The sequence below is a fragment of the Buttiauxella sp. S19-1 genome (assembly GCF_022134725.1).
GTDB lineage: Bacteria > Pseudomonadota > Gammaproteobacteria > Enterobacterales > Enterobacteriaceae > Buttiauxella > Buttiauxella ferragutiae.
In genome coordinates, this window is sequence record NZ_JAHWLU010000001.1 from 36,900 (window position 1) to 50,285 (window position 13,386).

Here is a 13,386-nt window from a genome sequence, read left to right on the forward strand (position 1 = left end):
CTTTTTTAATTCAGCTACGATCAGGAAAATTTTAATGCAGCAGCTACAAAATATCATTGAAACCGCTTTCGAGCGCCGCGCCGAAATCACTCCGGCAAATGCAGATACCGTGACTCGTGAAGCGGTAAACCAGGTCATCTCCCTGCTCGACAGCGGTGCGCTGCGCGTTGCCGAAAAAATTGATGGCCAGTGGGTTACCCACCAGTGGCTCAAAAAAGCCGTTCTGCTCTCTTTCCGTATCAATGACAACCAGGTTATTGATGGCGCAGAAAGCCGCTACTTCGACAAAGTGCCGATGAAATTCGCCAACTATGACGAAGCACGCTTCCAGAAAGAAGGTTTCCGCGTTGTGCCACCAGCGGCAGTACGCCAGGGCGCATTCATCGCGCGCAATACCGTTCTGATGCCTTCTTACGTCAACATCGGCGCATACGTTGATGAAGGCTCGATGGTTGATACCTGGGCGACCGTAGGTTCTTGCGCGCAGATTGGTAAAAACGTACACCTGTCTGGTGGCGTGGGAATTGGTGGTGTTCTGGAACCACTGCAGGCTAACCCAACCATTATCGAAGATAACTGCTTTATCGGCGCGCGTTCAGAAGTTGTGGAAGGCGTTATCGTTGAAGAAGGTTCTGTCATTTCCATGGGCGTTTACATCGGTCAAAGCACGCGTATTTATGACCGTGAAACGGGTGAAGTGCATTATGGCCGCGTACCAGCAGGCTCCGTAGTTGTTTCCGGTAACCTGCCATCCAAAGATGGTAAGTACAGCTTGTACTGCGCGGTTATCGTGAAAAAAGTAGACGCCAAAACCCGCGGTAAAGTGGGCATCAACGAACTGCTTCGCACTATCGACTAAATATAAATGTTCAAAAGGCGGGGCGACTCGCCTTTTTTGCATCCGGGACTGGCGGAAAGGGAATTTTCCGTTGATTATCTATAGGTTAATGATATCGAAAAGGTAACACTATGTACGATAACTTGAAAAGTCTGGGTATTACCAATCCTGATGAAATCGATCGTTATAGCCTCCGGCAGGAAGCCAACAACGATATCCTGAAAATCTATTTCCAGAAGGATAAAGGCGAGTTTTTTGCTAAAAGCGTGAAGTTTAAATACCCACGTCAGCGTAAAACTGTCGTTGCCGATGGCGTTGGCCAGGGCTACAAAGAAGTACAGGAAATCAGCCCGAACTTGCGTTATGTGATTGATGAACTGGATCAACTGTGTCAGCGCGATCGCACAGAAGTCGATCTGAAACGCAAAATTCTCGACGATCTCCGCCATCTGGAGTCTGTGGTTGCTCATAAGATCAGTGAAATTGAATCCGATCTCGATAAGCTAACCCGCGGTAAATAAAGTCCTGCGTATGCCACGAGTGGATGACACAACGTCATCCACTCTATTTCATCTCTGTTCGTCCAGTTGCAACGCCACATACAGCAACAACCGGTCGTCAAAATTCCCTAAGTCCAAACCCGTTAATTCGGAGATGCGATTTAACCGATATTCAAGCGTATTACGATGAATAAACAACGCTTTAGATGTCGCCAGCGGCTGCACATTATGACGAAACCATGCGCTAAGCGTGCGGCGTAATAATCCATTGTTATCCATTGATTTCAGACGAGCCAACGGACGAGCCAGTTCGTTCGCCTGCCAACCGCCACGCAAACTATCCAACAGCACCGGCAACATCAAATCCTGATAAAAATAGCCACGGCTTTCCGGCATACGCTGTTTACCAACTATCATGGTGGTGCGAGCGGTACGATACGAACGTGCGATACTGCCAGGGCCGGTAAAATAGTTGCCCAATGCAACGCGAAAACGCAGCTGACCGTTTTCTTTCATGCGGCTAATCAACTGTTCAACGCGTTTGCGATGATCTTCTGCATCCCAACGGCCAAACTGGTTGAGTGCCGGTTTCAGCACGACCATTTCGGTTAACGACACAATAGCAATCAGGTTATTTCTCTCAGGTGTCGTCAGCGCAGTTTGCAGTTGTTGCAACTCTTCCATGGCACTGTCCACGCCAAGCTGACCGCTGTCGACTTCCACCACGGCAACCACTCGAGGCTGATTCAGGTCAATCCCCAAACGCTGCGCCCATTCACTCAACGCGGGCGTATGCTCTTCCGCCTGGATCAAATTCATCACCAACTCTTCGCGTAAACGGCTGTCTTGCGCCAGCAGGTGCATCAAACGAGATTGTTCAAGCATCATCTCGGCTGTCATACACACCAACTCGCCGTACTTACGCAACGAGCCCGGTTCCCCCGTCAAACCAATTACACCAACGATTTCACCATCGATACGCAAAGGCAGGTTAATGCCCTGACGCACGCCGTGAAGATGCCGGGCTACTGCGTCATCAATATCGACAACACGTCCCTGAGAGAGCACAAGCAACGCACCTTCATGCAGTTCACCAATACGTTCTTTATCACCGCTACCAATAATCCGCCCACGCGCATCCATCACGTTGATGTTGGTATCAATGATGGTCATGGTGCGCGCCACAATGTCCTGCGCCATTTTGGTATCAAGATGCCAGCCAGCCATGCTTCCTCCTGAATCGTGCTAATGGCCTAGCATAGGCGAGATGAATCGCCCCAGCATTGTGCAAATGCACAAAGCACAAAGGAAGAGTATGGAGTTGTGGAAAGGCTCACAAAAAAGGGCCGCATAGCGCGGCCCTGATAGTTTTGAGTGTATCTCAGTGACAATTACTGCATCAGCAGGTAGATAGTGGTATCACCTCGCTGAATGTTCAGCGCCATTACTGACGGTTTAGCGTCAAGAATTTTACGCAATTCAGCAATGTTGTTCACTGCCTGCTGGTTCACACCAATGATGATGTCACCTTTTTTCAGGCCAATACGTGCCGCTGGGGTATTCCCTTTAACGTTGTTAACGATAACCCCTTTTTCGCCTTTACCGCTGCGGTTGCTCATTTCAGCACCTTCAATACCGGTAAAGATGGTTGCTGAGTCAACCTGAGTCTGGCTACTTTGTTGCAACTCCAGATCTACCGATACTGGTTTGCCATCACGCAGCAGGCCAAGAGTCAGTTTGCTACCCACCGGCATAGAACCGACTTCAGCACGCAATGCGGCAAAGCTGGTAATTGCTTTACCGTTCATTGACACCACCACATCACCGGCTTTAATACCCGCTTTTGCAGCAGAAGAGTTTGGCATCACCTGGCTGACAAATGCGCCACGCTGCGCGTCGACTTTCATCGCTTTCGCCAACTCAGAGTTCAGCTCGGTACCCATAATCCCCAGCTCGCCGCGTTTAACCTGGCCGAACTCCACCATCTGAGCAGTCAAGTTTTTCACCATGTTGCTTGGAATGGCAAAGCCGATACCGATGTTGCCGCCGTCCGGTGCCAGAATCGCAGTGTTAATCCCGATCAGTTCGCCATTCAGGTTAACCAGTGCGCCACCCGAGTTACCCCGGTTGATTGCAGCATCTGTCTGGATAAAGTTTTCATAGTTTTCAATGTTAAGACCACTACGACCCAGTGCAGATACAATACCGGAAGTCACGGTTTCACCCAGGCCGTATGGGTTACCAATTGCCACGGTGTAATCACCAACGCGCAATGCGTCTGAATCAGCCATTTTAATGGCAGTCAGATTTTTCGGATCTTGTAATTGCAATAGTGCGATATCAGATCGTGGATCTTTACCCACCACTTTCGCCTCAAACTTGCGACCATCACTCAGTGAGACCTGAATTTTTGTTGCATTATCAACAACGTGGTTGTTGGTCACGACATAGCCTTTCGCTGCGTCAATAATGACACCAGAACCAAGGGCTGCAAATTTCTGTTGCTGTCCACCACCCTGGCCGCCGTTCCCAGGCGCACCTTCCTGGCAGAATGGAGAGCTCTGGAACGGTGAACCTTCCTGGCAGAATGGTGAGTTATCACCAAAGAATTGCTGGAAGTTACGTCCCATGCGTGGCGTGTTAACGGTAGTGCTGCCTTCAACATTGATGCTCACCACTGAAGGCATCACTTTTTCCAGCATCGGCGCAAGGCTTGGAAGCGGTTGTGCTGCGGATGCGGAAGATGCGGTTTCTGCTGCAATTGCAGATACAGGGCTCAGCGCTAAACCCAAACTCAGAGCCAGCGCGCTCATTGCTAAAGTTGTTTTTTTCATTGATTTCGATCCAAAGTTAATAAGTCACGCAAAATTGCTGTGTAGGCCAATATAGAGTGACTAATGCGACGCTAAGTTCCGTCTATAAGTCACTGGAAAACGTAAAAGTTTATTGTCCGTCTTTACAAAACTCAGCGACTCCATTACTCCACAGCCATCAGACGACGATATTCATCCCAGGCGAATAAGTCCGTCATTCCACTGATATAATCCTGAATCAGGCGGCAGCGGTAGTAATATTCCCATACCGGAAAATCACTGGCCGACGGCGTCAAATCATTGACTGCCTCTATGTAAGCAAGCCGATGTTTTGTCGATAATTTATGGAATAACCGACTCTCAATCGGCAAACGGCGTAAACTTTCCTTTTCCACCAACTCAGCAAAATCCTCAAGGGATATATTGAGTAAGGGACTGTAAATATCAAGTAAGCCGCTTATTACCCGATAACCCTGTAACTCTAACTGCTCAACCTCCGGGTGGCTAAACACGTGTTTGAACGCCACTTGTTTATATAACTCCAACAGGCGCGCAAATGGGCTGTCATCTTCAAGAAGCGCGTGATTAAACTCCCCACGAAAGATCTCAGCCAGGTTATCGATAAAACGCTGGGCGGCATACGGCACCAATTGATTTAGCGTGTTGACGCGCAGATACATAAAGAACTGATCTTCGGTGCTGCGGCGCATCTGGTTTGAGCGGGATTTCTCCCAGGCTTCATTCACCACGCGTTCGAAAAGATCCCCCTCGCGATGCTCGCCCCAGGCGTCACATAAGTGCTGGTAAAGTTGATCAACACTGAAAATGCGCTTCTCAACGGCATCTTCGAGATCCGCCACGCAATAAGAGATGTCGTCAGCCGCTTCCATTATCCACGTCAGTGGAAAACGGCTGTACTCACCGAGTTCAAGTTCGCTACGCAAACGCACAATGTACGATTCTTCGGAAAGATAAAAACCCGGCTTCTTCATCAGATAGGCATGGCTTTCTGGAGGCTCACCAACAAACCAGGCGGGACGGGTATATTTGAGGATGCAGCCAACCTGCGCCCAGGTCAGATTCATACGCAGCAGACTGTGTACCAGACGAATGCCCTGAGCATTGCCCTCAAACTGGCAGAGATCCTGGCGGACCTTACGGCGCAAACCGTTCAGTTGATCTTCGCCTTCGTGCAGACGCAACGTCGCCACACGGCAACGATCATCGCTGCGTGGCTGGCTCCCGGCATCAGCAGGAAACAAACGCTGGCGGAACCAGTCATTTATTGCCGATTCCCCAAAATGACCAAACGGCGGGTTACCGATGTCGTGCATCAGGCAGGCCATTTCGACAATACTTTCAAACGGGCCGGTCAGTTCATGCAGCCCGTAGCGCTCAAGCGCTTGCTGCTCTTTCAAGCGGCTCAACACTTCTTTGGCGATATAGCGCCCGACCTGCTGCACTTCCATTGAATGCGTTAAACGCGTACGCACCGAAGCATTACGCTCCAGGGGGAAGACTTGTGTTTTCTGCTGCAAGCGGCGAATCGCCGGGGAATTCACGATACGCCCGCGATCGCTTTCAAAAATTCGCAGGATCTCATGCTCGCTTTTCTGCCCTTCTGGCGAGCGGAAACGGCGGTGCCAGTTAATTTTCTTGCGGAAATCTATCTCACTCATGCCCTCTCCTGCGCCGTTTTCTCTGCGGTTTGTCATGGTAGACTATGCGACTGATTTATTACTTTAGCGAGTATCACTATGAAAGCAGGCATTATTGGTGCAATGGAAGAAGAAGTTACGTTGCTGCGTGACAAAATTGAAAACCGTCAAACTCTGACGCTGGCTGGGTGTGAAATCTACACCGGCACACTGGACGGCGTTGAAGTCGCATTGTTGAAATCAGGCATCGGTAAAGTGGCAGCAGCCATGGGCGCAACGCTTCTGCTTGAGCATTGCAAACCAGATGTTGTGATTAACACTGGCTCTGCGGGTGGTCTCGCATCCACGCTCAAAGTAGGCGATATCGTGGTTTCCGATGAAGTACGTTACCACGACGCAGACGTTACCGCTTTCGGCTATGAATATGGTCAATTGCCAGGTTGCCCGGCAGGTTTCGCCGCCGACGCCAAACTGATTGCTGCGGCTGAAGAGTGCATTGCCGAGCTGAACCTGAATGCAGTACGTGGCCTGGTGGTCAGCGGTGATGCCTTTATTAATGGTTCTGTGGCATTGGCAAAGATCCAACATAACTTCCCGCAGGCTGTAGCCGTTGAAATGGAAGCGACCGCCGTTGCGCACGTTTGCCATAATTTCGGTACACCATTTGTGGTAGTTCGCGCGATTTCCGACGTCGCCGACCAACAATCTCACCTGAGCTTTGACGAGTTCCTTGCCGTAGCGGCGAAGCAGTCCACGCTGATGGTTGAAAAACTGGTACAGAAACTGGCTCGTGCATAATAAAAAAATCTGGCGCGGGCTCACCGCGCTGCTGTGTTGCCTCCCGGCGTTGCTGATTGCAGCGCCGCGGGTTATCTCATTGTCGCCCAGTAATACTGAGCTGGCGTACGCTGCGGGAATTACCCCTGTGGCGGTCAGCGCGTGGTCGAATTATCCGGATGCGGCCAAAAAACTTGAGCAAGTCTCTAACTGGCAGGGGATGAACCTCGAACGTATCGTGGCACTTAAACCCGATGTAGTGCTGGCATGGCGTGGCGGTAATGCCGAACGGCAAGTCAATCAAATGCAGGCACTGGGGATTAAAGTCATTTGGCTTGATCCAACAACCGTTGAAGGTGTGGTTGCCGCACTGCGTCAACTTGGCCAATTCAGCCCAACACCACAAACTGCCCAGGACGCCGCAGATCGGCTGGCAAAAGAATTTGCTGAGTTAAAAGCCCAGTACTCTCAACACCCGAAGAAAAAAGTATTCCTGCAATTTGGTCAGCAACCGTTATTTACTTCAGGAAAAGGTTCGATTCAGAACGAAATTCTGGAAGTCTGTGGCGGGCAAAATATCTTTGCGGACAGCCGGGTTCCCTGGCCACAGGTGAGCCGCGAACAAGTGATTAGTCGGCGTCCCCAGGCTATTATTATTACCGGCGATGAGACCCAGATTCCTCCGGTTGAACAATTTTGGAATACCCAGTTAAAAATTCCGGTTATCGCAGTGAATGATGACTGGTTTAGTCGCTCGAGCCCACGTATTATCCTCGCCGCAAAACAGCTCTGTAAGGAGCTGAATAACAATGAACAATGAGGGTAATCTCACATGCTTGTCTATTGGCTGGACATCATAGGCACAGCCGTCTTTGCCATATCCGGCGTGTTGTTAGCTGGAAAACTCCGTATGGACCCGTTCGGTGTACTGGTGCTGGGCGTAGTGACAGCTGTGGGCGGTGGGACAATACGCGATATGGCTCTGGATAACGGCCCGGTATTTTGGGTTAAAGACCCGACCGACTTAGTAGTCGCGATGGTGACCTGTTTACTCACTATCCTGTTAATACGCCAGCCGCGTCGCCTGCCAAAATGGATTTTACCGGTACTGGATGCGGTCGGTCTTGCAGTGTTTGTCGGGATTGGGGTAAATAAAGCATTTCTGGCGGGCGCCAGCCCGCTGATTGCTATCTGCATGGGCGTGCTCACTGGCGTTGGTGGCGGGATCATTCGTGACGTTTTAGCGCGTGAAATCCCGATGATTCTGCGCACCGAAATCTACGCGACAGCCTGTATTGCAGGCGGTATCGTTCATGCCACCGCCTATCACACCTTCCACGTCCCGCTAGACCAGGCCAGTATGATTGGCATGGTGGTCACGCTAGGGATTCGTCTGGCTGCCATTCGCTGGCACTTAAAACTGCCGACGTTTGCGCTGGATGACCGGTAATTTAGACATAAAAAAGCCGTGTTAGAAAACACGGCTTCGGATAGCTAAACAGGTTTTGTAGGGTGGATAAGCGTTAGCGTCATCCACCATTTTTGTCGGATGGCGCTTCGCTTATCCGACCTACAAAAGAACGATGTCTTTAAACGCTGAAAGATGAACCACACCCGCAGGTGCTCTTGGCGTTCGGGTTGGTCACCACAAAGCGGGAACCTTCCAGACCTTCGGTGTAATCCACCGCGCCACCTACCAGATATTGCAGGCTCATCGGGTCAACAACCAGTGCAACGCCTTGCTTCTCGATAGTCATATCGCCGTCGTTGATCTGGTCATCAAAAGTAAAACCATACTGGAAGCCGCTGCAACCACCACCGGTGATGTAAACGCGCAGTTTCAGATTCGGGTTTTCTTCATCCGCGATCAGGGTTTTTACTTTATTGGCTGCGGCTTCGGTAAACTGCAACGGCAGCACTGCTACGTCATCACTCATTTTTTGCTCCCAACGAAATAAGAAGTCGGGCAAAGAATAACCCGATCTTTAGCGCCATTATCTAATACCCGAGTAAATCGTTCAAGTATTCTCCCCGACCGGGTTTTGCTGCTCTTTGCTGTGCTTTTCGGCGTCTTGTTTGGCAAGCGTACGCGCAAGGATCGAGGAGTATAGCGGTTTTCCACCCAGGAATTGTGCCAATAGTGTCGCGCCCAGGCAGGTAATAATCATTGGCAGAATGAGCTGATAATTGTCAGTCATTTCCAGAACCAGCACAATTCCCGTCAGTGGTGCACGCACGGAAGCCGCAAATAATGCGCCCATACCAGCAATGGCAAATGTTCCCACTTCAAGATGATAGGCCGGGAACCAGGCGACACTAGCGGCACCGAAAGCCGTACCCAGCAATGTGCCCAGTGCCAACATTGGCGCAAAGATCCCACCCGGCGCACCAGATGCGAAGCACAACAATGTGGTAATCACCCGGGCAATAAAAATAAATAGCAGCATGCCGATGGTGTAGTTACCCGCCGCAGCAATAGGGATCAAGTTAAAACCGCCACCGGCTGCTGCGGGCTGAATGAGACCTAACACACCGCAAACACCGCCCAACAGGCCACCGATGATCACCCATTTTTTGAGGTTGCCGCCATGAATACGCTGGAACATATCCTGAGTGCGAAACACCATCGCATTAAACATGACGCCGACAATGCCAAATACCATGCCGAGCACCAGATAAAGCCACAGTGTGTTAACCGGCGCGTTAGAAAGTTTCTCGACTTCAATAACCGCATTTTCACCGTTAAAAATACGGAACACGACGCTCGACATAATCACGCCGATAAACACGGCTTTGATCGAAATGAGGTTGTAGCGGAACTGCGGGCGCATCTCTTCGATGATGAACAAAATGCCCGCCAGCGGAGCGTTAAACGCCGCGGATAAACCAGCAGCCGCACCGGTGGCTAACAGTGAATGGCGAGCTTCAGCACCGCGCAGACGGAAAATATCCAGCACCATACGGCCGATATTCCCGCCAAGTTGTACTGTTGGCCCTTCGCGGCCCAGCACCATGCCCGCGCCGAGCGTCCCCATACCGCCGATGAATTTCACCGGTATGACACGCCACCAGCGAACCGGGCGCAACTCTTCAAGCGCACCTTCAATTTCAGGGATGCCTGAACCGCCTGCTTCCGGCGCAAAACGACGCACCAGATAGTAGCCGATCATCGCCAAAAGCATTGAACTGATGAATGCCAGTGGCCAGACGATCACGCTGTAATCTGCCACATGCGCCAGCATCGCCAGGCGATTTTGTTGAATCCAGGTCACTGATTTTTCAAACGCGACCCCCACTAAACCGGTTAACGTCCCTACTATCGCGGCCATAAAAAGAATAGCGACAGGGGTTTTATCCTGTCGAATCAGGCGACGCACCATGTCGCCCCGGCGTAAGCGCACAACCTGTTGTGCTTCAAAAGAGGGCTGGGAGTGATTCATTAGGCTAATCATTTATTGGTAATACAAATCGAGCGGGCATTCTACTCCCTCGACGCGTTTGGGCAATACTTTCATAACGTCGGCGGTTTCCCTTAGAATAGTGCGTTGCCATTCTTTATACGAATCCAGGAGCCGCTCCATGAGTAAGTCTGAAAACCTGTACGCTGCCGCACGTAAAGTCATCCCGGGTGGGGTGAACTCGCCAGTTCGTGCTTTCACCGGCGTCGGCGGTGTGCCGTTGTTTATCGAACGTGCTGACGGGGCTTACCTGTTTGACGCAGACGGCAAAGCCTATATCGATTACGTAGGTTCATGGGGGCCAATGGTTCTCGGCCATAACCATCCGGCGATTCGCAACGCGGTTATTGAAGCTGTTGAGCGTGGGTTAAGCTTTGGTGCGCCGACGGAGATGGAAGTAAAAATGGCGGAACTGGTCACCGAACTGGTTCCAACAATGGACATGGTTCGCATGGTGAACTCCGGTACAGAAGCCACCATGAGCGCGATTCGTCTGGCGCGTGGTTTCACCGGGCGCGATAAAATCATCAAATTCGAAGGCTGCTATCACGGTCACGCCGATTGCCTGCTGGTGAAAGCCGGTTCTGGCGCCCTGACCCTTGGCCAGCCAAATTCACCGGGCGTTCCGGCTGATTTCGCCAAACATACCCTCACCTGTACCTATAACGATCTCGCCTCGGTGCGCGCCGCGTTCGAGCAATATCCGCAAGACATCGCTTGTATTATCGTTGAGCCGGTTGCCGGCAACATGAACTGCATTCCGCCAAACGATGATTTCCTGCCAGGCCTGCGCGCGTTGTGCGATGAGTTTGGCGCACTGTTTATTATCGATGAAGTGATGACTGGCTTCCGTGTCGCGCTGGCTGGCGCACAGTCTTACTACGGCGTGGAGCCTGACTTAACCTGTCTGGGCAAAATCATCGGTGGTGGCATGCCTGTCGGAGCATTCGGTGGCCGTCGTGAAATTATGGATGCGCTGGCACCAACCGGACCGGTTTATCAAGCGGGAACACTTTCCGGTAACCCAATTGCCATGGCTGCAGGCTACGCTTGCCTGACAGAAGTCGCACAACCGGGCATTCACCAGACGTTGACCGAACTGACCGAAATGCTGGCTGATGGCTTGTTGAATGCAGCGATTGCCGAAAATATCCCACTGGTGGTGAATAATGTTGGGGGGATGTTTGGTTTGTTCTTCACCGATGCCGAGAGCGTAACGTGCTATCAGGATGTGATGGCGTGTGACGTTGAACGCTTTAAAAAGTTCTTCCACTTAATGCTGGAAGAAGGTGTTTACCTGGCACCGTCTGCGTTTGAAGCAGGCTTTATGTCAGTTGCCCATTCGAAAGAAGATATTCAGAAGACTATCGACGCTGCGCGTCGGGCATTCGCAAAACTGTAACGCTGATTGCAAAATAGGTTCGTAGGGCGAGCTATCGCCCTACGAAAGTGGTTATCACGTAGTTTCAATGCAGCAATATCAGAACCCAGTTACCATAAACTCACCAAATTCTTCCTTAAGTTTTGTCGATTGACTGACTGAAGGTTTACCTCCTCCCGCCAGCGCTGAAAAGTGCCTCCTTACTTCGCTAAGTAACGGCAATCGATCCGCATCTTCTGCCTCCTTCAGTCCAATCATTTGCGCCAGACGCATAGAGCTTAGTAGCGTGTTGTTCAGTTCTTTCACATTGCTAAAAGTATGTGACATGCCTTGCTGTAACATAACCTGGATACTGCTGTTGGCTTCTTTCTCGGTCGCATTAAGTGCCTGGAAGACGAGTTTCAAATATTTACGTGTGGCTTTCAGCAATGGGCTTCGATTCATAATCTGCTCAACTTGCTCAATATTTTTGAAATTGATGGCGATATCATTGTTAAACAACCGATCATAAGCCTGCCGCACATAGCTATTTTGATCGCTAATTGCGGTAATGAATTCGTTCATGGTGCACGGTGCTTCACGCGTTTTAGGCTGATCGCTAACAAAACGCAGAAGCGAATCAGAAAGCTGTTCGGTTGCAAGTGTACGTACCACAAAAGCTTTGATTTCGTTGTCTTCAGAAATCACATCGGCATTCTTCTCTTGCTCGTTGTGACCTTCAATAGGTAAGACCAACAAGCGTGAACCACATCCCGCCTGTTTCCGTAAATAGGCAAATTCGCCAATCGTACCCGCCCCAGCGGTAGTAATACCATCAGCATCGGCAATATAAGCCAGATGCATGGCATTAAAATCACCCGCAGCTCCCGGCCCGCAAAATAAGAATATTATGCTCTGAAAAAGGGGATCATTGGCACACATTCGTTCATTGACACAACGTGCTACTATATTTGTTTTCTTATGTGCATAAACATAAACAATATTTTGGGCATCGCCACCATGCTGCACTAAAGAACCCGCCATCACACCAGAAAAGGGACGATTAGCATCCGCTAATTTTTCTTTAATTTTTTCTGCAGGAAGCGCATGTGACAATAATAAATCAGCAATTTTTAGCCTGGCAATATATTTGGGTGTTCCACTTAATATACCAAGACGTTCAGTAATATTACTGATACTCACCAGCGTATTACGCCCACCTAAATCAATATGCGAGATTTGCTCACCGTATCCACCTAATACTTTTGATAACAGAGCATATTTAGGCAATATGTTGAGCTGGCTATCATTAAGATTCAGTAAAATTGCATGATTTTGTTGATCCAGGCATCGTTTCCCTGGAACCCCCGCAGCCTGTGCCGCTTTCTGCAAATAGGGGTCCATATCAGTCAAAACATAACAACGCTCCGCCATAATTTCACGCCCAAATGTAGCCGCCATGCTATTCATCAGATTCTTTGCTGAAATAATGGGCAAATTCTTACAATCTTCATCAGTTTGGAAAGAAACACATTGCGTAAGTTCTGTGATCGTTTTCTGGCTATCATCCTTTCTGGCGGATTGGGGCGTGACATTGCGTTGAGGAAAGCGCGTGATATGCTGGAGAATGCTGGCATCATCTGATCCCCCCGTCTCTTTATTCAGATATCCATAGATAGATTTATCTGACTCAGCTATCCAGACATTAATTTGGCGATTGATGAGTGTCTTTGCAAGATTTGCGACTAAAGGGGAGCGTGGCGTACCTTCCCAGGGACAGGGGACATGAAACATAACGATGCTATCTTCGGGGATTGATTTTTTTTCTAGCGCCATCGAAATAATATTGAGTAAACGTGCAGTATGCCCACCCCCGGTTGGTGAGTAGCTAACAATAATTAATTTAGCGGAAGGATTGCTTATATATTTTTTTACAGTTGCAGTAATCATGAGTTCCCTTCTAATACATCACTTAATATAAA

Annotated in this window: 12 protein-coding genes; 6 read left to right on the forward strand and 6 right to left on the reverse strand. The window is 49.9% G+C overall.

The annotated features are described in order from the left end of the window. Positions 1 to 34: 34 nt before the first annotated feature. Both dapD and MES37_RS00185 read left to right on the forward strand, forming a co-directional pair. A complete protein-coding gene (gene dapD, locus MES37_RS00180; protein WP_064539786.1) occupies positions 35 to 859 on the forward strand; it encodes a 2,3,4,5-tetrahydropyridine-2,6-dicarboxylate N-succinyltransferase in 825 nt (274 codons plus the stop codon). 110 nt (positions 860 to 969) lie between these two features. Continuing rightward, positions 970 to 1,359 carry a DUF3461 family protein gene (locus MES37_RS00185; RefSeq protein WP_034493480.1) on the forward strand — a complete coding sequence of 130 codons (390 nt, stop codon included), beginning with the start codon at positions 970 to 972 and terminating at the stop codon, positions 1,357 to 1,359. 48 nt (positions 1,360 to 1,407) lie between these two features. Here MES37_RS00185 and cdaR read toward each other — a convergent pair whose 3' ends face one another. From cdaR to dgt, 3 genes are all read right to left on the reverse strand, one after another. Beyond that, positions 1,408 to 2,565: a DNA-binding transcriptional regulator CdaR gene (gene cdaR, locus MES37_RS00190; RefSeq protein ID WP_121814277.1), complete on the reverse strand. Its 1,158-nt coding sequence runs from the start codon at positions 2,563 to 2,565 to the stop codon at positions 1,408 to 1,410. Between the two features lie 164 nt (positions 2,566 to 2,729). Then, complete coding sequence (gene degP / locus MES37_RS00195) at positions 2,730 to 4,172, reverse strand: serine endoprotease DegP (protein WP_064539790.1); 1,443 nt, start codon at positions 4,170 to 4,172, stop codon at positions 2,730 to 2,732. 143 nt (positions 4,173 to 4,315) lie between these two features. Then, the gene (gene dgt, locus MES37_RS00200; RefSeq protein WP_237929854.1) at positions 4,316 to 5,830 is read right to left on the reverse strand and encodes a dGTPase; all 1,515 of its coding nucleotides are present in this window, start codon (positions 5,828 to 5,830) and stop codon (positions 4,316 to 4,318) included. Positions 5,831 to 5,908: 78 nt separating this feature from the next. On the opposite strand from dgt, the gene mtnN reads away from it, so the two are divergent. The 3 genes from mtnN to MES37_RS00215 are packed head-to-tail and all read left to right on the forward strand — an operon-like array spanning position 5,909 to position 8,036. Continuing rightward, a complete protein-coding gene (gene mtnN / locus MES37_RS00205) occupies positions 5,909 to 6,607 on the forward strand; it encodes a 5'-methylthioadenosine/S-adenosylhomocysteine nucleosidase (RefSeq protein WP_064539794.1) in 699 nt (232 codons plus the stop codon). Beyond that, positions 6,600 to 7,406, forward strand: coding sequence for a vitamin B12 ABC transporter substrate-binding protein BtuF (btuF, locus tag MES37_RS00210; RefSeq protein WP_064539796.1), 807 nt, complete (start codon positions 6,600 to 6,602; stop codon positions 7,404 to 7,406). The genes mtnN and btuF overlap by 8 nt, the downstream gene beginning before the upstream one ends. Before the next feature lie 12 nt (positions 7,407 to 7,418). Continuing rightward, entirely contained in the window at positions 7,419 to 8,036 is a 618-nt protein-coding gene (locus MES37_RS00215; RefSeq protein WP_064539798.1) for a TRIC cation channel family protein, read from the forward strand. 139 nt (positions 8,037 to 8,175) lie between these two features. Here MES37_RS00215 and erpA read toward each other — a convergent pair whose 3' ends face one another. Beyond that, complete coding sequence (erpA, locus tag MES37_RS00220; protein ID WP_064539800.1) at positions 8,176 to 8,523, reverse strand: iron-sulfur cluster insertion protein ErpA; 348 nt, start codon at positions 8,521 to 8,523, stop codon at positions 8,176 to 8,178. Between the two features lie 81 nt (positions 8,524 to 8,604). Then, positions 8,605 to 10,026, reverse strand: coding sequence for a H(+)/Cl(-) exchange transporter ClcA (gene clcA / locus MES37_RS00225; protein ID WP_064539802.1), 1,422 nt, complete (start codon positions 10,024 to 10,026; stop codon positions 8,605 to 8,607). A gap of 139 nt (positions 10,027 to 10,165) precedes the next feature. Here clcA and hemL point away from each other — a divergent pair, with 139 nt between their 5' ends. Further along, entirely contained in the window at positions 10,166 to 11,446 is a 1,281-nt protein-coding gene (gene hemL / locus MES37_RS00230; protein WP_064539804.1) for a glutamate-1-semialdehyde 2,1-aminomutase, read from the forward strand. A 78-nt stretch (positions 11,447 to 11,524) separates the two neighbouring features. Here hemL and MES37_RS00235 read toward each other — a convergent pair whose 3' ends face one another. Beyond that, positions 11,525 to 13,354 carry a hypothetical protein gene (locus MES37_RS00235; RefSeq protein ID WP_121814281.1) on the reverse strand — a complete coding sequence of 610 codons (1,830 nt, stop codon included), beginning with the start codon at positions 13,352 to 13,354 and terminating at the stop codon, positions 11,525 to 11,527. Between the last annotated feature and the right edge of the window lie 32 nt (positions 13,355 to 13,386).

Excerpts from the sequence above, each read along its gene's own strand:
- dapD (WP_064539786.1), top strand. The coding sequence starts at position 35 with ATGCAGCAGCTACAAAATATCATTGAAACCGCTTTCGAGCGCCGCGCC.
- MES37_RS00185 (WP_034493480.1), top strand. The coding sequence starts at position 970 with ATGTACGATAACTTGAAAAGTCTGGGTATTACCAATCCTGATGAAATC.
- cdaR (WP_121814277.1), bottom strand. The coding sequence starts at position 2,565 with ATGGCTGGCTGGCATCTTGATACCAAAATGGCGCAGGACATTGTGGCG.
- degP (WP_064539790.1), bottom strand. The coding sequence starts at position 4,172 with ATGAAAAAAACAACTTTAGCAATGAGCGCGCTGGCTCTGAGTTTGGGT.
- dgt (WP_237929854.1), bottom strand. The coding sequence starts at position 5,830 with ATGAGTGAGATAGATTTCCGCAAGAAAATTAACTGGCACCGCCGTTTC.
- mtnN (WP_064539794.1), top strand. The coding sequence starts at position 5,909 with ATGAAAGCAGGCATTATTGGTGCAATGGAAGAAGAAGTTACGTTGCTG.
- MES37_RS00215 (WP_064539798.1), top strand. The coding sequence starts at position 7,419 with ATGCTTGTCTATTGGCTGGACATCATAGGCACAGCCGTCTTTGCCATA.
- erpA (WP_064539800.1), bottom strand. The coding sequence starts at position 8,523 with ATGAGTGATGACGTAGCAGTGCTGCCGTTGCAGTTTACCGAAGCCGCA.
- clcA (WP_064539802.1), bottom strand. The coding sequence starts at position 10,026 with ATGAATCACTCCCAGCCCTCTTTTGAAGCACAACAGGTTGTGCGCTTA.
- hemL (WP_064539804.1), top strand. The coding sequence starts at position 10,166 with ATGAGTAAGTCTGAAAACCTGTACGCTGCCGCACGTAAAGTCATCCCG.
- MES37_RS00235 (WP_121814281.1), bottom strand. The coding sequence starts at position 13,354 with ATGATTACTGCAACTGTAAAAAAATATATAAGCAATCCTTCCGCTAAA.